Annotated in this window: 25 protein-coding genes; all 25 read left to right on the forward strand. The window is 55.4% G+C overall.

All coding sequences use genetic code 11. The features are described 5' to 3' along the window. The first annotated feature begins 50 nt into the window (after nucleotides 1-50). The 25 genes from lptC (at nucleotide 51) to HYT79_06445 (ending at nucleotide 20,422) form a co-directional block, all read left to right on the forward strand. Nucleotides 51-440 carry an LPS export ABC transporter periplasmic protein LptC gene (lptC, locus tag HYT79_06325; protein ID MBI2070202.1) on the forward strand — a complete coding sequence of 130 codons (390 nt, stop codon included), beginning with the start codon at nucleotides 51-53 and terminating at the stop codon, nucleotides 438-440. Continuing rightward, complete coding sequence (locus HYT79_06330; GenBank protein ID MBI2070203.1) at nucleotides 437-1,021, forward strand: hypothetical protein; 585 nt, start codon at nucleotides 437-439, stop codon at nucleotides 1,019-1,021. The genes lptC and HYT79_06330 overlap by 4 nt, the downstream gene beginning before the upstream one ends. Next, nucleotides 1,018-1,737 (forward strand): LPS export ABC transporter ATP-binding protein, encoded by a 720-nt coding sequence (lptB, locus tag HYT79_06335; protein ID MBI2070204.1) that lies wholly within the window; start codon nucleotides 1,018-1,020, stop codon nucleotides 1,735-1,737. Before HYT79_06330 ends, lptB begins: the two co-directional genes overlap by 4 nt. Before the next feature lie 67 nt (nucleotides 1,738-1,804). Continuing rightward, nucleotides 1,805-2,395: a ribosome-associated translation inhibitor RaiA gene (raiA, locus tag HYT79_06340; protein MBI2070205.1), complete on the forward strand. Its 591-nt coding sequence runs from the start codon at nucleotides 1,805-1,807 to the stop codon at nucleotides 2,393-2,395. Between the two features lie 15 nt (nucleotides 2,396-2,410). After that, nucleotides 2,411-2,887 (forward strand): PTS sugar transporter subunit IIA, encoded by a 477-nt coding sequence (locus HYT79_06345; protein MBI2070206.1) that lies wholly within the window; start codon nucleotides 2,411-2,413, stop codon nucleotides 2,885-2,887. Between the two features lie 5 nt (nucleotides 2,888-2,892). Next, nucleotides 2,893-3,837, forward strand: coding sequence for an HPr(Ser) kinase/phosphatase (gene hprK, locus HYT79_06350; GenBank protein MBI2070207.1), 945 nt, complete (start codon nucleotides 2,893-2,895; stop codon nucleotides 3,835-3,837). A gap of 7 nt (nucleotides 3,838-3,844) precedes the next feature. Continuing rightward, nucleotides 3,845-4,741, forward strand: a complete 897-nt coding sequence (rapZ, locus tag HYT79_06355) for an RNase adapter RapZ (protein MBI2070208.1) — start codon at nucleotides 3,845-3,847, stop codon at nucleotides 4,739-4,741. A gap of 14 nt (nucleotides 4,742-4,755) precedes the next feature. Then, entirely contained in the window at nucleotides 4,756-5,193 is a 438-nt protein-coding gene (locus tag HYT79_06360; GenBank protein ID MBI2070209.1) for a hypothetical protein, read from the forward strand. A 47-nt stretch (nucleotides 5,194-5,240) separates the two neighbouring features. Continuing rightward, on the forward strand, nucleotides 5,241-5,726 hold the full coding sequence (locus tag HYT79_06365) for a PTS sugar transporter subunit IIB (protein ID MBI2070210.1): 486 nt from the start codon (nucleotides 5,241-5,243) through the stop codon (nucleotides 5,724-5,726). A 7-nt stretch (nucleotides 5,727-5,733) separates the two neighbouring features. Next, nucleotides 5,734-6,000 carry an HPr family phosphocarrier protein gene (locus tag HYT79_06370; GenBank protein ID MBI2070211.1) on the forward strand — a complete coding sequence of 89 codons (267 nt, stop codon included), beginning with the start codon at nucleotides 5,734-5,736 and terminating at the stop codon, nucleotides 5,998-6,000. Next, the gene (gene ptsP / locus HYT79_06375) at nucleotides 5,997-7,793 is read left to right on the forward strand and encodes a phosphoenolpyruvate--protein phosphotransferase (GenBank protein MBI2070212.1); all 1,797 of its coding nucleotides are present in this window, start codon (nucleotides 5,997-5,999) and stop codon (nucleotides 7,791-7,793) included. The genes HYT79_06370 and ptsP overlap by 4 nt, the downstream gene beginning before the upstream one ends. 9 nt (nucleotides 7,794-7,802) lie before the next feature. Then, nucleotides 7,803-9,605 (forward strand): elongation factor 4, encoded by a 1,803-nt coding sequence (gene lepA, locus HYT79_06380; GenBank protein MBI2070213.1) that lies wholly within the window; start codon nucleotides 7,803-7,805, stop codon nucleotides 9,603-9,605. A gap of 306 nt (nucleotides 9,606-9,911) precedes the next feature. After that, the gene (gene lepB / locus HYT79_06385; GenBank protein MBI2070214.1) at nucleotides 9,912-10,586 is read left to right on the forward strand and encodes a signal peptidase I; all 675 of its coding nucleotides are present in this window, start codon (nucleotides 9,912-9,914) and stop codon (nucleotides 10,584-10,586) included. A gap of 12 nt (nucleotides 10,587-10,598) precedes the next feature. Beyond that, on the forward strand, nucleotides 10,599-11,042 hold the full coding sequence (locus tag HYT79_06390; protein MBI2070215.1) for an NfeD family protein: 444 nt from the start codon (nucleotides 10,599-10,601) through the stop codon (nucleotides 11,040-11,042). 12 nt (nucleotides 11,043-11,054) lie between these two features. Further along, nucleotides 11,055-11,975 carry an SPFH/Band 7/PHB domain protein gene (locus HYT79_06395; GenBank protein MBI2070216.1) on the forward strand — a complete coding sequence of 307 codons (921 nt, stop codon included), beginning with the start codon at nucleotides 11,055-11,057 and terminating at the stop codon, nucleotides 11,973-11,975. Continuing rightward, nucleotides 11,923-13,107 carry a radical SAM family heme chaperone HemW gene (gene hemW / locus HYT79_06400; protein ID MBI2070217.1) on the forward strand — a complete coding sequence of 395 codons (1,185 nt, stop codon included), beginning with the start codon at nucleotides 11,923-11,925 and terminating at the stop codon, nucleotides 13,105-13,107. Before HYT79_06395 ends, hemW begins: the two co-directional genes overlap by 53 nt. Further along, on the forward strand, nucleotides 13,091-13,801 hold the full coding sequence (locus HYT79_06405; protein ID MBI2070218.1) for a glycosyltransferase family 2 protein: 711 nt from the start codon (nucleotides 13,091-13,093) through the stop codon (nucleotides 13,799-13,801). The genes hemW and HYT79_06405 overlap by 17 nt, the downstream gene beginning before the upstream one ends. 67 nt (nucleotides 13,802-13,868) lie before the next feature. Next, nucleotides 13,869-14,303: a hypothetical protein gene (locus tag HYT79_06410; GenBank protein MBI2070219.1), complete on the forward strand. Its 435-nt coding sequence runs from the start codon at nucleotides 13,869-13,871 to the stop codon at nucleotides 14,301-14,303. Beyond that, a complete protein-coding gene (locus tag HYT79_06415; GenBank protein ID MBI2070220.1) occupies nucleotides 14,254-15,402 on the forward strand; it encodes a CCA tRNA nucleotidyltransferase in 1,149 nt (382 codons plus the stop codon). Before HYT79_06410 ends, HYT79_06415 begins: the two co-directional genes overlap by 50 nt. A gap of 2 nt (nucleotides 15,403-15,404) precedes the next feature. Further along, complete coding sequence (locus HYT79_06420; GenBank protein MBI2070221.1) at nucleotides 15,405-16,025, forward strand: site-2 protease family protein; 621 nt, start codon at nucleotides 15,405-15,407, stop codon at nucleotides 16,023-16,025. Between the two features lie 7 nt (nucleotides 16,026-16,032). Further along, entirely contained in the window at nucleotides 16,033-17,046 is a 1,014-nt protein-coding gene (trpS, locus tag HYT79_06425; GenBank protein MBI2070222.1) for a tryptophan--tRNA ligase, read from the forward strand. Nucleotides 17,047-17,069: 23 nt separating this feature from the next. Further along, nucleotides 17,070-17,786, forward strand: coding sequence for a segregation/condensation protein A (locus HYT79_06430; GenBank protein MBI2070223.1), 717 nt, complete (start codon nucleotides 17,070-17,072; stop codon nucleotides 17,784-17,786). Continuing rightward, a complete protein-coding gene (gene scpB, locus HYT79_06435; protein ID MBI2070224.1) occupies nucleotides 17,786-18,484 on the forward strand; it encodes an SMC-Scp complex subunit ScpB in 699 nt (232 codons plus the stop codon). Before HYT79_06430 ends, scpB begins: the two co-directional genes overlap by 1 nt. Continuing rightward, entirely contained in the window at nucleotides 18,426-19,487 is a 1,062-nt protein-coding gene (locus HYT79_06440; protein MBI2070225.1) for a hypothetical protein, read from the forward strand. The genes scpB and HYT79_06440 overlap by 59 nt, the downstream gene beginning before the upstream one ends. After that, entirely contained in the window at nucleotides 19,484-20,422 is a 939-nt protein-coding gene (locus HYT79_06445) for a polysaccharide pyruvyl transferase family protein (GenBank protein MBI2070226.1), read from the forward strand. Before HYT79_06440 ends, HYT79_06445 begins: the two co-directional genes overlap by 4 nt. Nucleotide 20,423: the final 1 nt, after the last annotated feature.

Genomic DNA, 20,423 nt, shown 5'->3' on the forward strand with positions numbered 1-20,423 from the left:
CTGGGCCTGCGTCTAAGGCAGGCGATGAGAAACCTTTGGAGCATCCCAGAATGATGGAGTTTAAAATGGCCAATTACGAGGGCGCCCGCTTGGCGTACAGCCTGGAGGGCCGCCGGGCCGATTTGTTGGAGCGGCAGGAAACCGCGCTCATCGACGCCCCGTTGCTGAAGATTTATCAGCAAGAAACACAGGGCAAACTTCTGGCCGAAGCGCGCGGCGCTTCAGGGACGTTGGATTTGGCGACCAAGAATATCGTGTTGGAAGGTTCCGTCGTTTATCATGTGATCCCCAGGGAGCAGCGCCTAAACACGTCGAAATTAATTTATCGGACGGCCGAGCATGAGATGGAAGTTCCGGAAGGAACCGGTTATACCCTTCGCACGCCTCAAGGAACCGTTGATGGCTCGGGTTTGGTGGCCAAAGAAGATTTGACGCAATGATGAGAATACCGGCGTGGGCGGCGGCATTGATGATTTTTGCGTTGGCCTTCGGCCGGGCCGAAGAACAGCCCTCAGGCAAGCAGGGCCGGCTGAATTTTCAAGTAAAAAACTATCACATCAAGGCGCATAAAACATTCTGGGACGCCAAAACATCCATCACAAGAGCGCAAAAGAATGTCGATATCAATTTATTTCTTGCGGATGGAACAACGGCGCATATTTATTGCGATAAAGCCGAGGATGATCGCGCCGAAGGCGTGGGCACGGCCTCGGGCACGGTGCGCTCCGTCTGGCAGGGCTTGACCATCACGGCCGAGGAAGCGCGTTGGGATTTGGTCCGCCGGCGGGCTAAATTTTACGCCGACCCCCCGGCGCTTCAAGGAAAAAGATTGGGATATGCGCCTTTGCGTCCGGGCCATGTGAGCCATTTGGATTTCATGAACGGTGTTCTGGAGATGGATTTTGAAACGCTGGATAACCGCATGGATCTTAATAACAATTCTTACCTCACGGCCATGAAAGCGAAAGGCGTCTGGCAGCCGCGAGAGGCCGGCGGACAAAACAGCGGAGGTCCGCCGTGATTCTTGAAGCGAAGGGCCTGGTGCATTTTTACGGCAAACGCAAGGTGCTGGAAGAAGTCCACTTGAAGGCCGCCGCCGGAGAAATCGTCGGCCTTTTGGGGCCCAACGGCGCGGGCAAGACCACATGCTTTCGAATTTTGGCCGGACTCATGCGGCCCACTTCCGGCGAGGTTTATCTGGACGGAAAATCCGTGACCCGGTTGGCCGTTTACCGGCGCTCCCGCCTTGGGCTTGGTTATTTGCCTCAGGAAAGTTCCATTTTTCGGGCGTTGACGGTTCTGGAAAACATCATGCTGGTCTTGGCCATGAAGGGCGTCCGGTCCGCGGCGACCGAGAAACGGGCTTTGGAAATTTTGGAAGAATTTCGTTTGGGCCATGTCGCCCGCCAAAAAAGTCATACGCTTTCAGGCGGTGAGCGGCGCCGCCTTGAAATCGCGCGGGCCGTGACGGCCGCCCCCAAGATTTTGATGCTGGATGAGCCGTTTACCGGCATTGATCCCGTGACTGTGGATGATTTGCGCAGCCTGTTGGGTGAATTGAAACGCCGGGGTATCGGTATCGTGTTGACGGATCACAACGCCCGCGAGACGCTCAAGGTGATCGACCGTTCCTATCTTATTCATAGCGGTAAGGTGTTGCTCGAAGGCGACGCCCGAACTCTTTTAAACGACGAGCGCGCCCGGCGGCTTTATTTAGGCTGGGAAATGAGCCTCTAGTGGACGCGACACGAATTTCGCGTCGCGTCCACTAGTGATTTGATATGCTAGGGTTCTAAGGAAATTTATGCAAATTCAGATCACCGCCCGGCATCTCAATTTAACGGAATCCATTACCGGGCTGCTGACCAAAAAAATCAACCGGTTGGAACGCTATTACGATCATTTGGTTTGGGCCAATGCCATTTTAGGCGTGGAGAAACACCGTCATTTTGCCGAGATTGTCATCCATTCCCCTCTGCACACCCTGCGCGCCCTGGCTGAGGCGGGCGATCTGTATGCGGCCATTGATTTGGTTGTGGATAAAATCGAACGCCAGCTCAAAAAGCTTAAGGAAAAACAGAAAAGCCAGCGTTCGAAAGCCAATCGTGTTGGATTGCACGACCGGGTTCTTTTAAGCGCGGCCGCGGCCGGAGCCGGGATATTCCATGAAGAGGGCCAGCGTCAGGACGGCCGTCCCGCTCCCAAGTGGCCGCAATCGATTTCAGTCATCAAACAGGTTCCGGTCAAACCCATGGGCGTTGAAGAGGCCATCAGAATGATGGATAGCCTGGGTTACACTTTCTGGATGTTTTTAAACAAAAGTTCCCGGAAGTTCAACGTTATTTTTAAGCGTTCCGATCAAACCTACGGTATCCTGGAGCCGGCGCCTAAATGAGGGGCAACCCCTAAAATGGCCAAGCCTTCCATCCCGATTAAAATTCTCGATATCCTAAAACAGGAAAACATTCTGATCGATCTCAAGGCTCAGATCAAGCTGGATGCGCTCAAGGAAATGACCGCTCAGGCGCTCAATAAGGAAGAGCCGTCGGTCAAAGACGAAATCGTGCAGGCTCTTTTGGACCGGGAGAGACTGGGTTCAACCGGGATCGGTTCCGGCGTCGCCGTACCGCATGCCAAGTCTCCTCGAGTCGGACAGATCATCTGCGCGCTGAGCATGTCGAAGAAGGGCATCGATTTTCAAGCGCTCGATCAGGCGCCTGTTTATATCGTTTTTCTTTTGGTGGCCCCTCCCAATTCCCAGAGCGAACACCTGAACATTTTGGCCAGGATTGTTCGCCTTCTTAAAGACCGCGTTTTCCGGCAGGCGCTTCGGGAAGCGAAGACGAAGGAAGAGGTGGTGAAGCTCATCGGCGCGGAAGACGTCTAGGGCCCGTGTCGCTGACCGTCGGGGAGCTTTTAACCGCGCGGGGCGAGCTCTTACGCATTAAAGTTTTGGCCGGGCGCGCGGGGTTAAACCGCGCGATCCGCGCAACGGAAGTCAACCGCCCCGGCTTGGCTTTGCTTGGGCACATGGAGCGTTTCCGGTCCGAGCGCATCCAGGTGATCGGAAGAGGCGAAGAAAGCGTCCTGAGAAAACTCAAAGCCAAACAGATCGAGCCCGTGTTCGCCAGAGTCCTTCGTTATAAAAACCTTCCCTGCTTCGTAATCACCGCCGGACGAGTGCCGCCTGAAATGATGCTGCGCATGTGCGACAAGGCCGGCGTGCCGGTTTTGCAGTCTTCGTTGGACACGGCCCATTTTATCGGCGAACTGCACTCTCATCTTGAGGATCATTTGGCGCCTTCCAAATACCTGCACGGGGTGCTGGTGGAGGTATACGGCTTGGGGGTATTGATCTGCGGCAAATCGGGCGCCGGAAAATCGGAATGCGCCTTGGAGCTTTTAAAAAGAGGACATTTTTTCATCGGCGACGATTTGATCCGCATCAAGCATTTGCCCGGAGGGGTTTTAATCGGCGAGGCGGCCCGCCAGGAATTCGGTTCGTATATGGAAGTGCGCGGGTTGGGCATTATCGACGTCAAAAGCCTCTTCGGCATCGGCGCTGTGATGGATCGAACGCGGGTTGAGCTTGTCACCACGCTGGAGATGTGGGACGGGGGGCGCTTGTCCGGCAATTACGAACGCGTGGGGCTTTCCGAGCGCACCATGACCATTCTTGGTATTGGGGTGTCGCATGTTGTCTTCCCCGTGTTTCCCGGAAGAAACCTTGCTATCTTACTTGAAGTGGCCAGCCTCAATCAGCGGTTAAAAAATAAAGGCGTTTATTCGGCGCGCGAATTCGAGGAGAAGATACTTGAGAAAACAGCCGTCCGTTAAACATAAGATGGGCGTTTCGGGCGCGGGCGCCGCGGTGCCGGGCTCAAGGGGCGGTCCCATTCTGATCGTCACCGGCGTTTCGGGCGCGGGCAAAAGTCAGGCGCTCAAAATCCTCGAAGATTTCGGTTACTTCTGCGTAGATAATTTGCCTACCGGGCTGGTCAAAAATTTTCTCGAGATGCTGAACAAGCCCACGAATTCGGTTCCGGCTAAAGTCGCCATGGGCATCGATATCCGGGCGCAGGCGTTCCTTGATGATCTGCCCAAGGTCTTGGAAGAATTCCGGCTGCGCGGCTATCGGTATCGAATTTTATTTTTAGACGCCGGTGAAGAAGTTCTGCTGCGGCGCTTTTCCGAGACCAGGCACCGCCATCCGCTGTCGGCGCGCGCTCTCTTAGACGCAATACGGACTGAACGCGTCCAGATGACGAAGATCAAGGAAATCGCCGACAAGGTGATTGATACGTCATCGTTGACCCTGGGCGAGCTCAAGGAAGCCATCTCGGCGTTTTTAGGCGTCACTCACGAGCGGGAAATGAATTTGGCCGTAGTTTCCTTCGGTTACAAATACGGTTTACCCATCGACGCGGACTTGATCTGGGACGTGCGTTTTTTGCCCAATCCCAACTATATCGCCAACTTGAAGCCCTTGACCGGGCTTGATGCCGCGGTGGAGCGCTATGTTTTGGGCAGTCCCAAGGCTAAGGCTTTTATCGGGCAGTTTTTGCGCATGCTCAGGGATTTGATCCCACAATACATCCGTGAAGGCAAATCCTACATGACCATGGGGATCGGCTGCACCGGAGGCCGCCATCGAAGCGTGGCCATCGCCCGTACCTTGGCCCAGGAACTGCGCTCCGCGGGTTATACGGTGCGGGAATTCCACAGGGATTCGGAAAAGTAAGGGGCCATAAAGTCATGGTCAGCATCGTCATCGTCACACATGGAGAATTCGGCGCGTATTTGCTGGAAGCCGCAGAGGAGATCGTCGGACGCCCCGCCGAGCAATGCGTCGTTGTCGCCGCAATCTCGCGACGGTTGTCTTTGCCTGAGGTCAGGCAAAAGATCGAGGCCGCAATCACCGAGGCGGTCAAATCCTCCGGCTCCGAAGGCGTCTTGGCGCTGTGCGACATGCTGGGGGGTACTCCTTGCAATGAGACGCTGTTGTTGGCCCGCAAATACCCCAAGATCGAGGTATTGGCCGGCGTTAATCTTTACATGATTATTTCTGCGCTGATGAATTCCCGGCGGCTCGGCCTTGAGTCGCTGTTGAGTAAAGTTCTCGAGGATTCGCGGCGCTCCGTGGCCAATGCCCGTGAGATTTTTTTGAGCAAATCGGGGTCCGTTAAGGAATAAATGTGTCATTTATTCCTTAACGGACCCTCAGGGGGGCGCTAGCAGGCATGGCCGTTGTTCTTTACCGTATCGACAATCGATTGGTGCACGCCCAGGTCTTGGAGGGGTGGCTGCCGGCGGTCAAGGCCAATATGCTGGCCGTCGTCAACGACGATTTCGTGAAAGATGAAATCCGCATGCGCATCGCCGAGCGCGCGGTGGCCGATCATATGCGCGTCGCCTTCTGGACATTGGATCAATCTCCGATGGAAGCGGCGCGCCTCGATCAGGATGAATCCTTGAGGGCGGTTTTAGTCTTTGCGTCGCCGAACGATGTTCTTGAGTTTATTCGCCTGGGCGCCCGGCCTCCGGCGGAAGTCAATATCGGCGGCATGCATTATGCGATCAGCCGTTTGAGCCTGGGCCGCTACCGGACCTTCAGCGATCAGGATCGCGAGGCGCTGGCGCGGCTTCTGGAGCTCGGTGTTCGCTTGGATGCCCGGGCCACGCCGACCGATGAACCCGTTGATTTAATGTCCGTCATTAAGAGTTAGGTGCGTGATGCTTGAAAAGCAATTCACCGTGCCCAATAAAATGGGGCTGCATGCGCGTCCGGCCGCTTTATTCGTTCAGACGGCCAGCCGTTTCAATTCCGAAGTGCGCGTGTTAAAAGACGGCATCGAGGTCAACGGAAAAAGCGTTATGGGGCTGATGATGCTGGCCGCTGAATTCGGCAGCGCGCTCATGGTGCGTATCTGGGGTGCGGATGAATCCAAAGCCATGGAAGCGATCCAAAAAATTTTCGATCAGAAATTTTTGGAAGCATGAGCCAAGATTTGACGCTCATCGGTATTGCGGCCAGCCCGGGGATATCGTTCGGGCGGGCTTTTGTTTTTGAGAGCGAGGCCATGGTGGTCACCAAACGCCGTATTGCCGAGGGCCGAGTCGCTGCCGAGGTCAAGCGTTACCTCAAGGCCGTAGAGCGGACGAATCGCGATTTGAACGCGGCCGAGGCGGATGTCTTAAAAATGTTGGGGCGTCAGCACGCCCGTTTGATCGAGGCGCATCGTCTGATTCTTCAGGATCCGATCCTGACCAAAGACGTTCCCAAATTGATCGAGACCGAGGGAATCAACGCGGAATTTGCGCTATCGGAGACCCTGTCGCGCGTCAATGTGGCGTTCGAGGCGCTCACGGACGAGTTTTTCAGGGAGCGCCGCCATGATCTTTTTGACGTCGGGCGCCGGGTCCTTCGCCATCTTCACGGCAACCGCCGCAAGAGCGCCCGGCAGGAGCAGATCGGCGATTCCACCATTGTCATCGCCAGGAACCTGCTGCCGACGGATACGATTCATTTGAAGGAACGCAAGATTTTGGGTTTTGCCACGGAATTGGGCTCACGCCTCTCCCATGTCGCTATTTTGGCCCAGTCCCTGGAAATTCCGGCGGTGGTGGGGGTCCCGGATATGCTCAAGCACGTGGCCTCCGGCGATGAGATCATCGTTGACGGCAATGAGGGCACGGTGCATGTCCGGCCGTCGGTGGCCACGACCAAGCATTACAGGCAGAAAGAGTCGCGCCTCAAAAAAGAGCAGGAGGATCTTTTAGCCGTGACCCAGGGCCCGGCCGTGACTGCGGACGGTTTTACCTTGGCCATTTCGGCGAATCTCGACGCTTTGGAGGAATTGTCCTTGGTTAAAAAATGGGGGGCCCGGGGCATCGGTCTTTTTCGCACCGAGCTCGTGCTGATGCAGTGGGAGAAGCCCATTCTCTTCGATGTCGCCCGACAGACCGAGGTTTACCGCAGAGCCATCGAGGAAGTGGCCCCGGAAACAGCGGTGATCCGCCTTTTAGACATCGGCGCCGACAAGCTTCTTGAATTGGGCTCTGAGGCCGGCTTGCCCGTGCGTATCGTTTCCGGCGATGCTGAGTCAAAAAGCGAGATTCTGCCGATGGGCTTAAGGGGGATCCGCCTGGCTTTGCGTTACCCTAAAATCCTTAAAAGTCAGCTTAGGGCTATTTTGACGGCCAGCACCTCGGGGTACCCGCGCATCTTGTTGCCCATGGTCAGCGCCATCGAAGAAGTTAGGGAAGTCCGCTGGCTGTTGGAGGAGATCAAGGAAGAATTGAAAAAGGAGGGGATCGCTTTTCGTGAGGATATCCCATTGGGCATCATGGTGGAGGTCCCTTCGGTCGCGATCAAGGTCGAGGCGTTTTTAGCCGAGGTTGATTTTATTTCCGTGGGCACCAATGATCTTGTGCAGTATGTGCTGGCCTGTGACCGGGCCAGCGCGGAACTCGCCTATCTCTATCAGGAATTTCATCCTTCCATCCTGCAATTGTTGTCGAATGTAACCAAGGCGGCTCACGCTACGAAACGTTGGGTCGGAATTTGCGGTGAGCTGGCCGGCAATCCCTTGGCCTTGCCTTTGTTGTTGGGCATGGGTTTTGATGGGATCTCGGTCAACCCTCATTTGGTGCCTAAAATCAAAAAGCAGCTCAAAACGCTCAAATTGTCCGACTGCCGGCAGGTCGTCGATGAGGCGTTGAAACTTTCCAGTTATGAAGAGGTGGTCGAGTTATTGAAGCGCCAGATACCGATGCCTGCGCCTTCAACATAGAGGCCGGAGGTGGACTCTTCAAAACTTAGAAATTTTTCCATCATCGCGCATATCGATCACGGAAAATCCACCCTGGCCGATCGTCTGCTCGAGAGGACGGGCGCGGTTCATACCTTAAGCCGCGCGCAATTTTTAGACTCCATGGAGCTCGAGCAGGAGCGGGGCATCACCATCAAGGCCAAGGCGGTCCGGCTTTCATGGAAAGGCTATATCTTGAACCTATTGGATACTCCCGGTCATGTGGATTTCACGTTCGAGGTGCATCGGGCGCTTTGGGCTTGCGAAGGCGTGCTGCTTTTAGTCGACGCCAGCCAGGGCGTTCAAGCGCAAACCGTGGCCAATTGCGAGATCGCGCGCAAAACCGGGCTCACCATCATTCCGGTCATCAATAAAATCGATTTATCCAACGCCCAAGTCGAGGAAACCGTCCGCCAAATCGAGGATATTCTTGTTTTAGATGAGCCGCCCTTGCGCGTTTCGGCGAAAACCGGCGCCGGCGTTGACGAGCTCTTGGACGCGATCGTCGAGCGTATTGCTGCGCCGCAGACAGGCGACCCTCAAGCGCCGGCCGCCGCGTTGATTTTTGATTCTTACATGGATCCGTTTAAAGGAGTGATTTTGGTTGTCCGGGTTTTCGAGGGCATGATTGCGGCCAAAAATAAAGCCCGTTTACTGCACGATTCAAGCGGCCAGGAATACCTGATTGAAGAGGTTGGTTACCTGACGCCGCAGCGCCAGGGGGCCGAGCGGCTTTCCGGCGGAGAAGTGGGCTATGTGGTTTGCGGACTCAAGGATCCCTCTCGCGTGCGCCACGGAGAAACATTGGCCGCCTGGCGTCCCGGCGGGCCGCCCGCTCGAACAATGCCGTTGAAGCCTTTGGGAGCGCCGCTGAAGCCTTTTGTTTACGTGGGGATGTACCCTATTCAATTGGGCGACGTGGAGGATCTACAGCGGGCTTTGGAAAAGCTTCATTTGACGGACCCAAGCTTCGAATACGTGTTGGAATCATCCGTGGCCCTGGGTCCGGGTTTTCGCGTGGGCTTTTTAGGCTTGTTGCATTTGGAGATCATCCAGCAGCGCCTGATCAGAGAGTTTAATCAGGAGGTGATCATCACCAACCCCAATGTCCGCTATCGCGTGCATGCAAAAAAGGGGGAAGTGCGGGAAGTGATCAGCCCGGCTCACTTTCCGCCTCATGGCGAGGTTACCGGCGTGGAGGAACCTTTCGCCCGCGTCAAAATATTGACGCCGGTTGATTATCTGGGGGCTATCCTGGAACTCTTGAAATCGCGCCGGGGTGTTCATATTGAAATGCTTCATTTGACGCCCGAGCGCATTCAGGTGATTTGGGAAATCCCGTTGGCCGAGCTGGTGGTGGATTTCTACGATAAATTAAAGTCCATTTCGCAGGGTTACGCGTCGCTCGACTATGAATTAGCCGGTTATCGAAAGAAGGACGCGTTGGCCAAAATTGAAATCATGATTCAGGGGGAGACCTGCGACGCGATGAGTTTCATCGCGCCCAAGGACCGCGCTTATGACGAATCACGCGAATTGTTGGAGCGTTTGCGGGATATCGTGCCCCGGCAAATGTTCGAGGTCGCGCTGCAAGCCGTGGCCGACGGTAAAATCATCGCCAAAGAACGCATCGCTGCCATCCGCAAGGATGTGTTGGCCAAATGCTACGGCGGCGACATCAGCCGCAAGATGAAGCTTTTAAAGAAACAAAAAGAGGGAAAGAAAAAAATGCGTATGCTGGGCAAAGTCGAGATGCCGCCGGAGGCGTTTTTGACCGTGCTGCGTAAAACCTAAAATAACCCAATGACCGAAGGAAGGCTTTTTTTTATCGGCGTGGGCATCTGGCTGTACAAGTGGCTGCTTTATTCTTATTGGAAGCGCTCGGAGAAAGACCAAGACCAGCCCTCCCCGGTTGAGGCCGGCCTTCTCCACGGTTTGTTTTACGGCATGGTCGGCGTGCTGCTGGCCGTCACGATCTACGCCTATATGGGCAATGTGCGCGGCTTCGTCAAAGTCGGGGCTTTGGGCGGAGCGACCGGTTTCCTGTTCGGCTTCATCTCCAGCTTGTTTAAGGTCAAAAACGTCCAGGCCAAGCGCGACATGCTGGCCGTGGATTTGGAATGGGCCCAAACGGCTTCCTCGGCCGTTATTTTAGCGTCGGTCATCATGTATACGTTGGTGCAGGCTTTTAAAATCCCCTCCGGCTCCATGCAGCCCACTCTTTATGAGGGCGATCACCTCTTCGTCAATAAGTTTTATTACGGGGTGCGCGTGCCGATGACCGAGAAACGGGTTTTTTCCGTATCGGACGTTACGGCCAAAGACGTCATTGTTTTTCAATTCCCGACGGCCAACGATAACCATCAGCATTTCGGCAAAGACTTCATCAAGCGCGCCATTGCGGTCGGCGGAGACACGGTCGTCATCAGAAACAAGCAGGTTTTTATCAACGGCAAAGCGCTCGGCCAGGAGGTTTACACGCAATTTTTGGACCCGCGCATATTTCCTCGGTTTGAATCGCAATCCCAGAACCTGCCTCCCGAGGAGTACCAGCGCTATTGGGAGAAAGGACAGCTGGAGATGGTTCTGCGCCACGATGAAATCCGCGACAATTTCGGGCCGGTGCGCGTCCCGGACGGTCATTATTTCGCCCTGGGGGACAACCGGGACGCATCCTATGATTCGCGTTTTTGGGGGCCGATGCCCAAAAAATACTTGAAAGGCAAAGCGTGGTTCATTTATTGGCCGCCCCGCCGGATAAAAGTCATAAAATAAAGACCGGATATTATGGAATGGTATTGGATCGCCGCGGGCATCGCGCTCATCGTCATTGAGGTGCTTGTTCCCACCTATTTTTTTCTTTTGTCGCTGGGCGTGGCCTCGTTGATCGTCGGCTGTTTGATTTTTTTGGGTTTCATCACCGCCATGGGTCCCGCGGTTTGGACGTTCTGCGGTTTTTCGGTCGCCACGCTGGCTCCTTTAACTTATTACGCCCGCCGAAATCGCCGCCAGGGAGGCCGCCGTTCAAATGTCGAGGAATTGATCGGCAAGGAAGGCATCGTCCAGGAGCGCCCAGGCGACGCCCGGCAGCCGGACAGTTATTTGGTGATGTTAGCCGGGGATGACTGGAGCGCGCGCTTGGGCGACGCCAAGGCCCAGCCCTTGGCGGCCGGGGACAAGGTCCGCGTCAAGGGCGTCGACGGAGTTCATTTGATCGTTGAGAAAATTTAAGGGGGGATCATGATGCTTATTGTTTACGCGATTGCGGTCTTATTCACCGTTGTTTTGTTGGCGAATTCGATTCAAGTCGTGCGCCAGCATGAGCGCGGCCTTGTGGAAACCTTGGGTAAATTTTCAAACATCGTGGAACCGGGATTGACCCTCATCATTCCGTATATCCAGGACTTGCGCCGCGTTGACGTGCGCGAACAGGTCATCGACGTCCCTCCTCAGGAAGTCATCACCAAGGACAATGCGACCGTCACGGTCGATGCCGTGATTTATTTCCAAGTGACGGATCCCTTCAAAGTTGTTTACAACATCAGCAATTTCGCCCTGGCCGCCACGAAACTGGCTCAGACAAATTTGAGAAACATCGTCGGCGACATGCAGCTTGATGAGACGCTGACCTCGCGCGAACGCATCAACACCCATTTGCGCCAGGTGCTCGATGAAGCCACGGATAAATGGGGCGTGCGCGTGGCCCGGGTTGAAATTCAAAAGATCGAGCCGCCTCGCGACATCACGGACTCCATGAGCAAACAGATGAAAGCGGAACGCGAAAAGCGCGCGGCCATTTTAGAGGCCGAGGGCGTCAAACAATCCGCTATTTTGCGGGCCGAGGGCGACAAGCAGTCGAACGTTTTAAAGGCCGAGGGTTCCAAAGCCGCGGCTATTCTGGAGGCCGAGGGCCGGGCCCTGGCCATCGCCAAAATCGCGGAGGCGGATAAATTCCAGATTGAGACTGTCTATAGCGCCATTCACACGGGCCGTCCCACCAACGATCTCATCGCGATCAAATATATGGAAACCTTGGCTAAAATCGCGGACGGCGAAGCCACGAAAATTTTCTTGCCGCTGGAGAGCTCGGGGCTTTTGGGTTCCTTGGCCGGTGTTTCGGAATTATTCAAGAAAGACGGCAAAGCCGCATCGCCTGCGAAATAACGAATCGGCGACCTTCGACGTTTTGAAATCAGCCATCGGACTTTATATTCACATTCCTTTTTGCCGCCGCCGTTGCGGTTATTGCGCTTTTGCCACTGTTGCCAATGAGGATCGCGCGTTATGGGAGCGCTATCTCAACGCATTGCGCGTTGAAATGAAAGCTTGGACGGGTGTTGCCGTGGACACGGTATTTTTAGGCGGCGGGACGCCTACTCTTTGGCCTGCGGATTTGCTGGTCCGTTTGGCCGGATGCCTAGGGGAATCGTTCGACATCAACAAAGAGGCTGAATGGACGATCGAGGGTCATCCTTCGACTTTAATCGGGAGCGAGGGGGAGGGAAAATTAGTCCGTTTGGTTGAATCCGGGTTCAACCGGTTAAGCCTGGGCATTGAAAGTTTCGAGGCTGGCACGTTGTCTAGATTGGGCCGCGAGTACAGCCTGGAGGATGCTGCGCGAGTTATCAGCGCGGCCCGCGCCGCCGGATTCGTCAATATTAATCTTGACCTGATTTCCGGTTGGCCCTGGGAGGATATGTCCGCGCACCGCCGTTCGCTGGATCAGGCGCTTTCGCTTCAACCTCAACATATGAGCGTTTATTCCCTGAAAATCGAAGAGGGGACGCCCTTCGCCAAGGAAAAAATTTCGCTCAATTGCGACCTGCAAGCGGATTATTATCAGATGACTCATGAGACGCTCGCGGCCGCGGGATTCAGGCATTACGAAGTGGCGAATTTCGCCCGTTTAGGTTTTGAGGCCCGGCATAATTTGAAGTATTGGCATTATCAGGATTATCTGGGCCTGGGCGCGGCGGCCTCAAGCAAAATCAACGGAAAAAGTTTCGTGAATGCGCGCGGGCTTGACGCTTATTTGGAGCGCATGCAAGAAGGGCTTTCGCCGGCTGTCGATGAAGAATCGCTCGATGACGAAGAGATCAACCGGCGGCGGACGATTTTAGGCCTTCGGCTCGGCGAAGGCGTCGAGCAGGCGCTGCTTGAGCGCTATGGAGATCCTGAAGCCGTGAACAATTTCCGCAGTCGCGGCTATTTAGTCGAAGAAAACGGCCGGTCGCGTTTGACGCCCGATGGCTGGCTCGTTTCCAATCAATTGTTTATCCATGTCCTTGCCGCCTGAACTGAGCATCGCCGTCTGCGCTAAGGATGAGGAGCGGACGTTGGGTGGGGTTTTGGAATTGCTGGCCGCTTTGCCGATCAGCAAAGAAATTTTAATCGTCGACGATGGGTCGCGGGATCGGACCAATCGAATCGCCAAGGAATGGGCGGCGCGTTATGATTTTATCCATCTCCTGGAGCACGGCCGTTCTTTAGGCAAGGGTGCGGGTCTCAGAACCGCGCTAGGCGCCTCATCCGGAGCGTATTTCGCCATCCAAGACGCTGATTTGGAATACGACCCCAATGATATCCCCAGATGTTTCCAAGCCATGAAAGAGCGCCGTTGCGATATTTTTTTCGGCAGCCGTTTTTTGCAGCCCAACCCGACACATTACCCCCTGTTTTTCTGGGGCAATAAAATCGTCTCTCGATGGGTGTCTTTATTGACGGGCGTGCGCATCACCGACGCTTATTCCGGGCGAAAGTTTTTTCGCACCGAATTTTTGAAAAACTGGGGCATCGAATCCGGCGGCTTCGAAGTCGAGGCTGAGTTGGCGGTCAAAACCGGACGCGCCGCAGCCGGGGGAAAGCTCGTTTATGGGGAGCTGCCCATCGTTTACGCTCCCCGCACCATGGCCGAGGGCAAAAAAATCAGAACTACAGACGGCGCGCGGGCCGTGATCTCCTCTTTGCGTTGGCGTTTGCGCCTTGGCTGATAGCGGATATTTTACCGGCATCCGTCTGGCATCGATCGCTGATAAAACAGATAATGAGGGGCTGTCAATGGATTTTATTGTTCTCTTTTGCGGCCTTCTTTGCGCGGCGGCCTTGGCTCTCGCTTATTGGGCTTGGCGGCGGCTGAGGTTGATGCATCGCGCGGCGAATGCCGAATCTCCCGCGGCGATGCCTGCCCCGCAGGTCCCATCCGTTCCCTCGGCGCCAGGCGCATCGGCAGCGGATGATCGGCCGCGGGCTAACGCCTTATCATCCGACGCCGGCGATCCCGAAGCTCAAATCAAGCGTTTGGCTGAAATTGTCCGGACTCTTGAGCTGACCCATTTCGAAGCTTTGCGCGTGATGGGCGGGCGGCTTGATGCGATTGAAGAATCGGCCGTTCGTCTGCAGAAGGAATTAATCGAGCGTCTGGATTCGTTGGAACAAAGGACTCATGCTCCGGCTCAACCCACCCAAGAAACTAAGCCCCCTCCGTTCGTTTGACGGCCGCCTCTATCTGGTCGGCGGCTGGGTGCGCGACCGTTTGCTGGGCGTCGAATCCAAGGATTTTGATTTTATCGTGGAAGGAGACGACGCCCTTTACCATGAGGCGTTATCCCTGCTGTTGAAAACTTTTCCACCGGAGCCGGGCTCGCGCCGGGAATTCGCTCAATTTAGAACGCTACGATGGGACTCTCCCGGCGGGTGGCGGCTTGATTTGGCGAGGCCCCGTAAGGAAACATATCCTTATCCCGGCGCTTTGCCGGTTGTTTCCCAAGCCGCGGATATCGCCGAAGATTTGGGGCGCAGGGATTTTGCGGCCAATGCCATGGCTTGGGGGGTGTCGCGTCCGGTGGCCGGCCGTTGGGTCGATCGTTTCAACGGCGCCGGGGACGTGCGCCTGAAGCGTCTGCGCATTCTTCACGATAAAAGTTTTGAGGATGATCCGACAAGACTGTTGAGGGCCTGGCGTTTGATGCCCCGGCTGGGGTTTTGTTTCGATGAATCAACCGATCAATTGGCGCGGCAGGCTGTCGCCGGCGGCTTGCTGGAACGCGTTTCCTGGGAGCGCCGTAGGGACGAACTCTTGCGCGCCTTTGAAGAGCCCCGGTGGGCCGGCGCCGTGAGTTATTTCGCCGCCCAAGGCTGTGATTTTGGATTTTTGCCGCCGATCGGCCCTAACTCCTTAGCCGTTCAATTGCGCGCAGCCGGGCCTTTGGAACGCTTGGCCGCCTGTTACGCCTGGCAGTTAATCGAGGAGAAACGCCGTATGAAATCGCCGCTTTCCGAGCATCCCTGGCCCCTGCGATCCGTGGGCCGCGCTTTGGGCCAGATCGAATTGTTGGCTTTTAAAAAATGGCGTCTTTCGCAGCAGCCGGAACCCCTGACGCTGGCCGCGCTTAAAGTCGTGCGTCCGGCTTGGCTCAAAGCGTTTCGCCGGGCGCATCCGGCTTTGCTTAACGGCCGCGATCTAAAACGCCTGAACGTCGGCGAACGCTTGCGGGGTTCGATTTTGGATGAGGCGTTGAATTTGGTTCTTGAGGGCCGCTTGGCCACGCGCCGGCAGGCATTGGTTTGGCTTAAAGGACGGATCAAGGCATAGTCATGGATTTAAGTTTATTAATTGAATTGCCGTTGCTATTTTTTTCCATCATCTGCCATGAGTATTCGCACGGAGCGGTCGCCGAAAAATTCGGGGATGATACGGCCAGGGTGATGGGCCGGCTGACGTTTAATCCCCTGCCTCACATCGATCCCATGGGCACGATTTTTTTGCCCTTAATGTGTTTTTTGACGAACGCGCCTTTATTCGGCTGGGCCAAACCCGTGCCCGTTAATCCTTCCAGGCTGGATCGCCAGCCGCTGTCTCTTTTTCTTGTGTCCGCGATTGGTCCCATGACCAACCTTTTTCTGGCTGCGGCCGCGGCTTTGGGGCTTGCCGTGACGGTCAGATGGCTGCCCGCCCCCTGGCAGGATCCGTTATTGATTCGCGTTTTCAATTACACCATCATCATTAATCTTTACCTGACGGTTTTTAATCTCATGCCGATCCCGCCTTTGGACGGTTCCAAAGTGCTTGAGGTCGTCTTGCCGCCTTTATGGCGGCAACAGTATGAACGCCTGGCGCCCCATGGGTTTCTTATTATTTTGTTGCTCATGATGACCGGGATTTTCGGGCGCATTGTGACCCCTATTGTATACTTGCTTTACCGTCTTTTGGTGTGAATCCTCGATGAAAAAACGCGTTTTTTCCGGTATCCAGCCTTCCGGCATCGTTCATCTGGGGAATTATTTTGGGGCGCTTAAAAATTGGGTGGCTCTTCAGACCGAACATGAATGTTTGTATTCCATCGTCGATTTGCACGCGATCACCGTGGCCCAGGAACCCGGGGAGCTCAAAAAAAACATCAGGACCACGGCCGCTTTATGTTTGGCGGCCGGAGTCGATCCCAAGCGTTCGATTCTTTTTCTTCAGTCGGATGTGGCGGAGCACAGCGAGTTGGCTTGGATTTTAAATTGCCACGCGTATTTCGGCGAATTGCGGCGCATGACCCAGTTCAAGGACAAAGGCGGCGATCAGGAGTCGACGACCGTCGGCCTTTACGATTATCCGGTGCTCATGGCCGCGGATATCCTTCTTTACGGCACTCGCGGCGTTCCGGTCGGCGATGATCAGCGCCAGCATTTGGAATTGACCCGGACCATCGCCCGGCGATTCAACGGCCTTTACGGCGATGTTTTCGTTGTTCCCGATGCGATTATCCCCGAAGCAGGAGCCCGGGTCATGGCCTTGGATGATCCGTCCAAGAAAATGAGCAAAAGCGCTTCTTCGGTTTCCAGTTACATCGCTTTAACCGATACGGACGATGCGATACGGGCCAAGTTCAAGACCGCGGTCACCGATTCCGGGCGCGAGATCATTTATGATGAAGCCGGCAAACCGGCCATCGCCAACCTGTTGACGATCTACAGCTTGGTGACGGATAAGTCCGTCGCCGCTTTGCAAGAACAGTACCGGGGCCAGGGATATGCCGCCTTTAAAAAAGATTTGGGCGCAGCCGTGATCGCGTTTGTGGCGCCCATCCGCGAACGTTTCAATCATTGGATCGCCAATGCCAATCAGCTTGAAGGCATTTTGAAGGAGGGCGCGGAAAAAGCCCGCGCCCTGGCGGGACCGTTGCTGGGCGCCGTTAAAGAGCGCCTTGGGCTGGGATTGGGAAAGCAAAAGCTTATCGGGAAATACTAAACTTAAGACCGGCATTTGCAGCGATGACTCAACGCAACGAATTTGAAGTTCACCTTGAGCTTTACGAGGGCCCTGTGGCCCTGCTTTTGCATCTCATAGAAAAGAATAACCTCAATATTTTTGACATTCCTATCGCAAAAATCACCCAGGAATACCTGAAATATATTGATTTCATACGCTCGATCGAAGCCGAGGTGGCGGGGGAATTTTTGGTCATGGCCGCCACGCTGATGCAGATCAAGGCGCGTTTGCTTCTTCCGGTCGTCACTGCGGCCGGGGCCCAAGCCGATCCTCGTGAAGAATTGATCAACCGGCTGCTGATGGCGCAGCGATTCGGGAAAGCGGCCCAGCTCTTGGCCGAACGCGCGCGTTTGATGGAAGGTTTCACTCTTCGCCCGCCTCCTGTTTTTGAGGATGAGGAATATACCGTCGTGCAAACAAACTGGGACCTGATGGAGGCTTTCAAAAAGGTGCTCGAAGAGTTCGAAGCCGCACACGGCGACGCGCTCGCCATCAGAACGGATCCCTATCCCGTTGAAGCGAAAATGGAGAAAATCCAGAGACTGTTGATCGAAAAGAGCACATTGCCGTTGAAAGAAGTTTGGGAAAGCGAGCAAGCCAGAGGCGGTTTGATTGCGTGCTTCCTGGCGGTTTTGGAATTGATCAAACGCGGCTTTTTGCGCGCCGTGCAAAAAGGGCCATACGGCGAAATATTCTTGGTGAAAGTGTTGTTAAGCTGATGGACATTCAATTGGAAAAAATTTTGGAAGCCCTATTGTTCGCCAGCGATGAGCCGTTGACGTTGCGGCGTCTGCGGGAAATTTTAAAGCCCGAGACCGCGCCTGCGGGCGACGCAACCCAGGCCGCTGCAGAGGAGGCTGCGCCGCAGCCATCCGCCGCTGCGGCCAATGCTTCTGCTGCCGAAGATTCCGGGGACCAGTCTGATTTCGACGGGCGCATCATGAAGGCCCTGGAAACCGTCAAGGCAAAATATGCCGATTCAGGCTCGCCGGTGGTTATTTTGGAAGTTGCCGAGGGCTGGCAATTTGCGACCAACCCCAAATACGCCGTTTGGGTCAAAAAGCTTTATAAAAATAAAACAAGTTTCCGCTTGTCGCAGGCTGCGATGGAAACGTTGGCCATCATCGCTTACCGCCAGCCCATCACCCGCGCCGAAATCGAGGAAATCAGAGGCGTGGAAGCGATCGCGGCCCTGGAGACCCTGCTCGAGAGAAATTTCATTCGCACCGCCGGCCGTAAAGAGACCGTCGGCCGTCCTATTCTTTATGCCACGACCCCGGAGTTCATGCGTCAATTTGGATTGAATACCCTTAAAGATCTTCCTGTTTTAGAAGAGCCCCCCGCCTCATCGGCGGGCCATGAATCCGGTCCCCAAACTCAAGAAACCATCCGGACTCCGAACAACGAACAAAATTAAGCCCAAATTTTTCGGCGTCGCTTTTTTTCTTTCCACCGTTTGCTTGCGCCCTGCGGCTTGGGCCGAATCCGTTGATTTGGTGATTTTAGACGCCGCGTCTGCTTGCCCCTCGGTGAGCGGCGTTTTTTGCCTGAAGCCCGAAGATTTCCGGTTTTGGGCCGGGCAGCCCAACGGATTGCCGGCGAGGTTCCTTCGCGCTTTTCGGGAGCGGGGTTTGCGTCGGGGGGTGTTTTGGATATCGGCTGATGAGCCGAGACCTGCGCAGGAAGCCCGGTTTGCTCAATTGCTGGACGCGCTCAAGAAGCACGGATTCGAGCCCGGCGAAGTGCCGGTTGAGCCTGTGCGTCTCGAGACGCCGGTCCGTCTTTGGGGTAGACGCCTGATCGCTGTTGCGGCCGCTTGTTCGACATTGTTGGTGTTGCTTCTGCGGCCGCCGTCGCCCTGGGCCGGCTTTTTTTTGTGCCTCGGCGGCGGATCGTCGGCCTGGGCGATTTTGCAGACCGACGCCTTTCGATCGCAATTGGAGCCTGTTTATTTCGTGAGTTTTATTTTTCTTTTCCCATTTTTTGTCGCGTTCATGCGCAGCCGGGTTTTCGGATGGGAGCACTTGGCGACGGCGGCTTTAACGGTTGTTTTGGCGACCGCAGCCTTAGCCAGACTCGATGCCCGTTGGCCCGTGACCATGAACGAACATACTTGGCGCGATTGGATGGATGTGCATATCGGTTTAAGACCGAGGATTAAGGAAGTGTTCGGCTGGCTATGCTGGTTTTTGATTTCCCGCCGCCGGCCTGAGACGGCGAGGCGTTGGTTTCCTCTGGCGTTGTTCGGCCCGGCAGCTACCATCAACAGTTTTTTGCACGCGCATACGCCTTGGCTGTATATTATTCAGCGCTCCTTATTCGCTTTTGCGTTCGCTTGGGTGTCGTCGACAGTGATCGAGCGTTTGATTCAAAAGAAGCGGCCGGTGTCGGCTGATCGTGAGTTCTCCGGGGTTCGATGAAAAGGAGCCTGACGGCGGTCGCCGGTTATTTCGGTCGCGGGAATTTCGGCGATGATTGGCTGTATCAGGCCTGGCTCAATCAACTCAACGGCGCGGAAAATACCGTTGAGTGGCCGAGGGTTTGGCCCGGATGGTTATTGAACAGAACGATCAAGCGCGCCGTATTCTTAGGCGGCCTATTCCAGGATTTAACCAGCCGGCGCAGTCTGGCCTGGTATCTTTTGGCCGCCGCTCTCGCGCGCCGGAGGGCCGAAGAAGGCGTTTCGTTCGAAGCGGCGAGCATCGGTCCGATCGGACGTCCGATGTCGCGGGAATGGATGAAGCGTTTTCTGAGCGTCTCCGCCTCTCAAATGAGATTTGTCGTCAGAGACGAAGCCTCGCTGGAGCTTTTGCGCCGCTGGGCGCCTTCGGTTGAAGCGCGCCTTGAGCCTGATCCGACATGGTCGGCGCCTTGGCCGTTGCCGAGCATCGACCCCGATGAGACGATCGGCCTGTTATTAAACGGTTCCCTTCGCCATGGCGATTTGCTCCAGGCGCTATCGGCGGTAGCAATCCATCCGAAACTGGCCGGGCGTTTGGTTTTGATCCTCTCTCATCCGGCGTCGGATCAATGGCAGGCGAAATGGCTGATGCGCCATGCAGGCCGCGTCTGGCCGACGATTGTTTACCGGCCGGGGGGCATCGAGGAATTTTTGAGCCGGATGAACCGATGCCGGGCTTTGATTTCTTTGCGCCTTCACGGCGCGATCGCCGGCCTTCGGGCGGGTCGCCCGGTCGCCGGTTTTGAACCCCCCGGTTTGCCGGGAGCTCTTGAGAAAATCCGCACCATGGCCTTGCCTCCTGGGCGCCGGCTCGAGTGGTTCGGCGCCCAGAGGCGTCTTTTGGATTGGCTTGAAGCCGGTACTGGAATTTTGACTCCCAAGGTGTTAAGCTAAA

It is taken from the genome of Elusimicrobiota bacterium (genome assembly GCA_016180815.1).
Lineage (GTDB): Bacteria > Elusimicrobiota > Elusimicrobia > JACQPE01 > JACQPE01 > JACPAN01.

Excerpts from the sequence above, each read along its gene's own strand:
- lptC (MBI2070202.1), top strand. The coding sequence starts at position 51 with ATGATGGAGTTTAAAATGGCCAATTACGAGGGCGCCCGCTTGGCGTAC.
- HYT79_06330 (MBI2070203.1), top strand. The coding sequence starts at position 437 with ATGATGAGAATACCGGCGTGGGCGGCGGCATTGATGATTTTTGCGTTG.
- raiA (MBI2070205.1), top strand. The coding sequence starts at position 1,805 with ATGCAAATTCAGATCACCGCCCGGCATCTCAATTTAACGGAATCCATT.
- HYT79_06345 (MBI2070206.1), top strand. The coding sequence starts at position 2,411 with ATGGCCAAGCCTTCCATCCCGATTAAAATTCTCGATATCCTAAAACAG.
- rapZ (MBI2070208.1), top strand. The coding sequence starts at position 3,845 with ATGGGCGTTTCGGGCGCGGGCGCCGCGGTGCCGGGCTCAAGGGGCGGT.
- HYT79_06360 (MBI2070209.1), top strand. The coding sequence starts at position 4,756 with ATGGTCAGCATCGTCATCGTCACACATGGAGAATTCGGCGCGTATTTG.
- HYT79_06365 (MBI2070210.1), top strand. The coding sequence starts at position 5,241 with ATGGCCGTTGTTCTTTACCGTATCGACAATCGATTGGTGCACGCCCAG.
- HYT79_06370 (MBI2070211.1), top strand. The coding sequence starts at position 5,734 with ATGCTTGAAAAGCAATTCACCGTGCCCAATAAAATGGGGCTGCATGCG.
- ptsP (MBI2070212.1), top strand. The coding sequence starts at position 5,997 with ATGAGCCAAGATTTGACGCTCATCGGTATTGCGGCCAGCCCGGGGATA.
- lepB (MBI2070214.1), top strand. The coding sequence starts at position 9,912 with ATGCTGGCCGTGGATTTGGAATGGGCCCAAACGGCTTCCTCGGCCGTT.
- HYT79_06390 (MBI2070215.1), top strand. The coding sequence starts at position 10,599 with ATGGAATGGTATTGGATCGCCGCGGGCATCGCGCTCATCGTCATTGAG.
- HYT79_06395 (MBI2070216.1), top strand. The coding sequence starts at position 11,055 with ATGCTTATTGTTTACGCGATTGCGGTCTTATTCACCGTTGTTTTGTTG.
- HYT79_06405 (MBI2070218.1), top strand. The coding sequence starts at position 13,091 with ATGTCCTTGCCGCCTGAACTGAGCATCGCCGTCTGCGCTAAGGATGAG.
- HYT79_06410 (MBI2070219.1), top strand. The coding sequence starts at position 13,869 with ATGGATTTTATTGTTCTCTTTTGCGGCCTTCTTTGCGCGGCGGCCTTG.
- HYT79_06415 (MBI2070220.1), top strand. The coding sequence starts at position 14,254 with ATGCTCCGGCTCAACCCACCCAAGAAACTAAGCCCCCTCCGTTCGTTT.
- HYT79_06420 (MBI2070221.1), top strand. The coding sequence starts at position 15,405 with ATGGATTTAAGTTTATTAATTGAATTGCCGTTGCTATTTTTTTCCATC.
- trpS (MBI2070222.1), top strand. The coding sequence starts at position 16,033 with ATGAAAAAACGCGTTTTTTCCGGTATCCAGCCTTCCGGCATCGTTCAT.
- HYT79_06430 (MBI2070223.1), top strand. The coding sequence starts at position 17,070 with ATGACTCAACGCAACGAATTTGAAGTTCACCTTGAGCTTTACGAGGGC.
- scpB (MBI2070224.1), top strand. The coding sequence starts at position 17,786 with ATGGACATTCAATTGGAAAAAATTTTGGAAGCCCTATTGTTCGCCAGC.
- HYT79_06440 (MBI2070225.1), top strand. The coding sequence starts at position 18,426 with ATGAATCCGGTCCCCAAACTCAAGAAACCATCCGGACTCCGAACAACG.
- HYT79_06445 (MBI2070226.1), top strand. The coding sequence starts at position 19,484 with ATGAAAAGGAGCCTGACGGCGGTCGCCGGTTATTTCGGTCGCGGGAAT.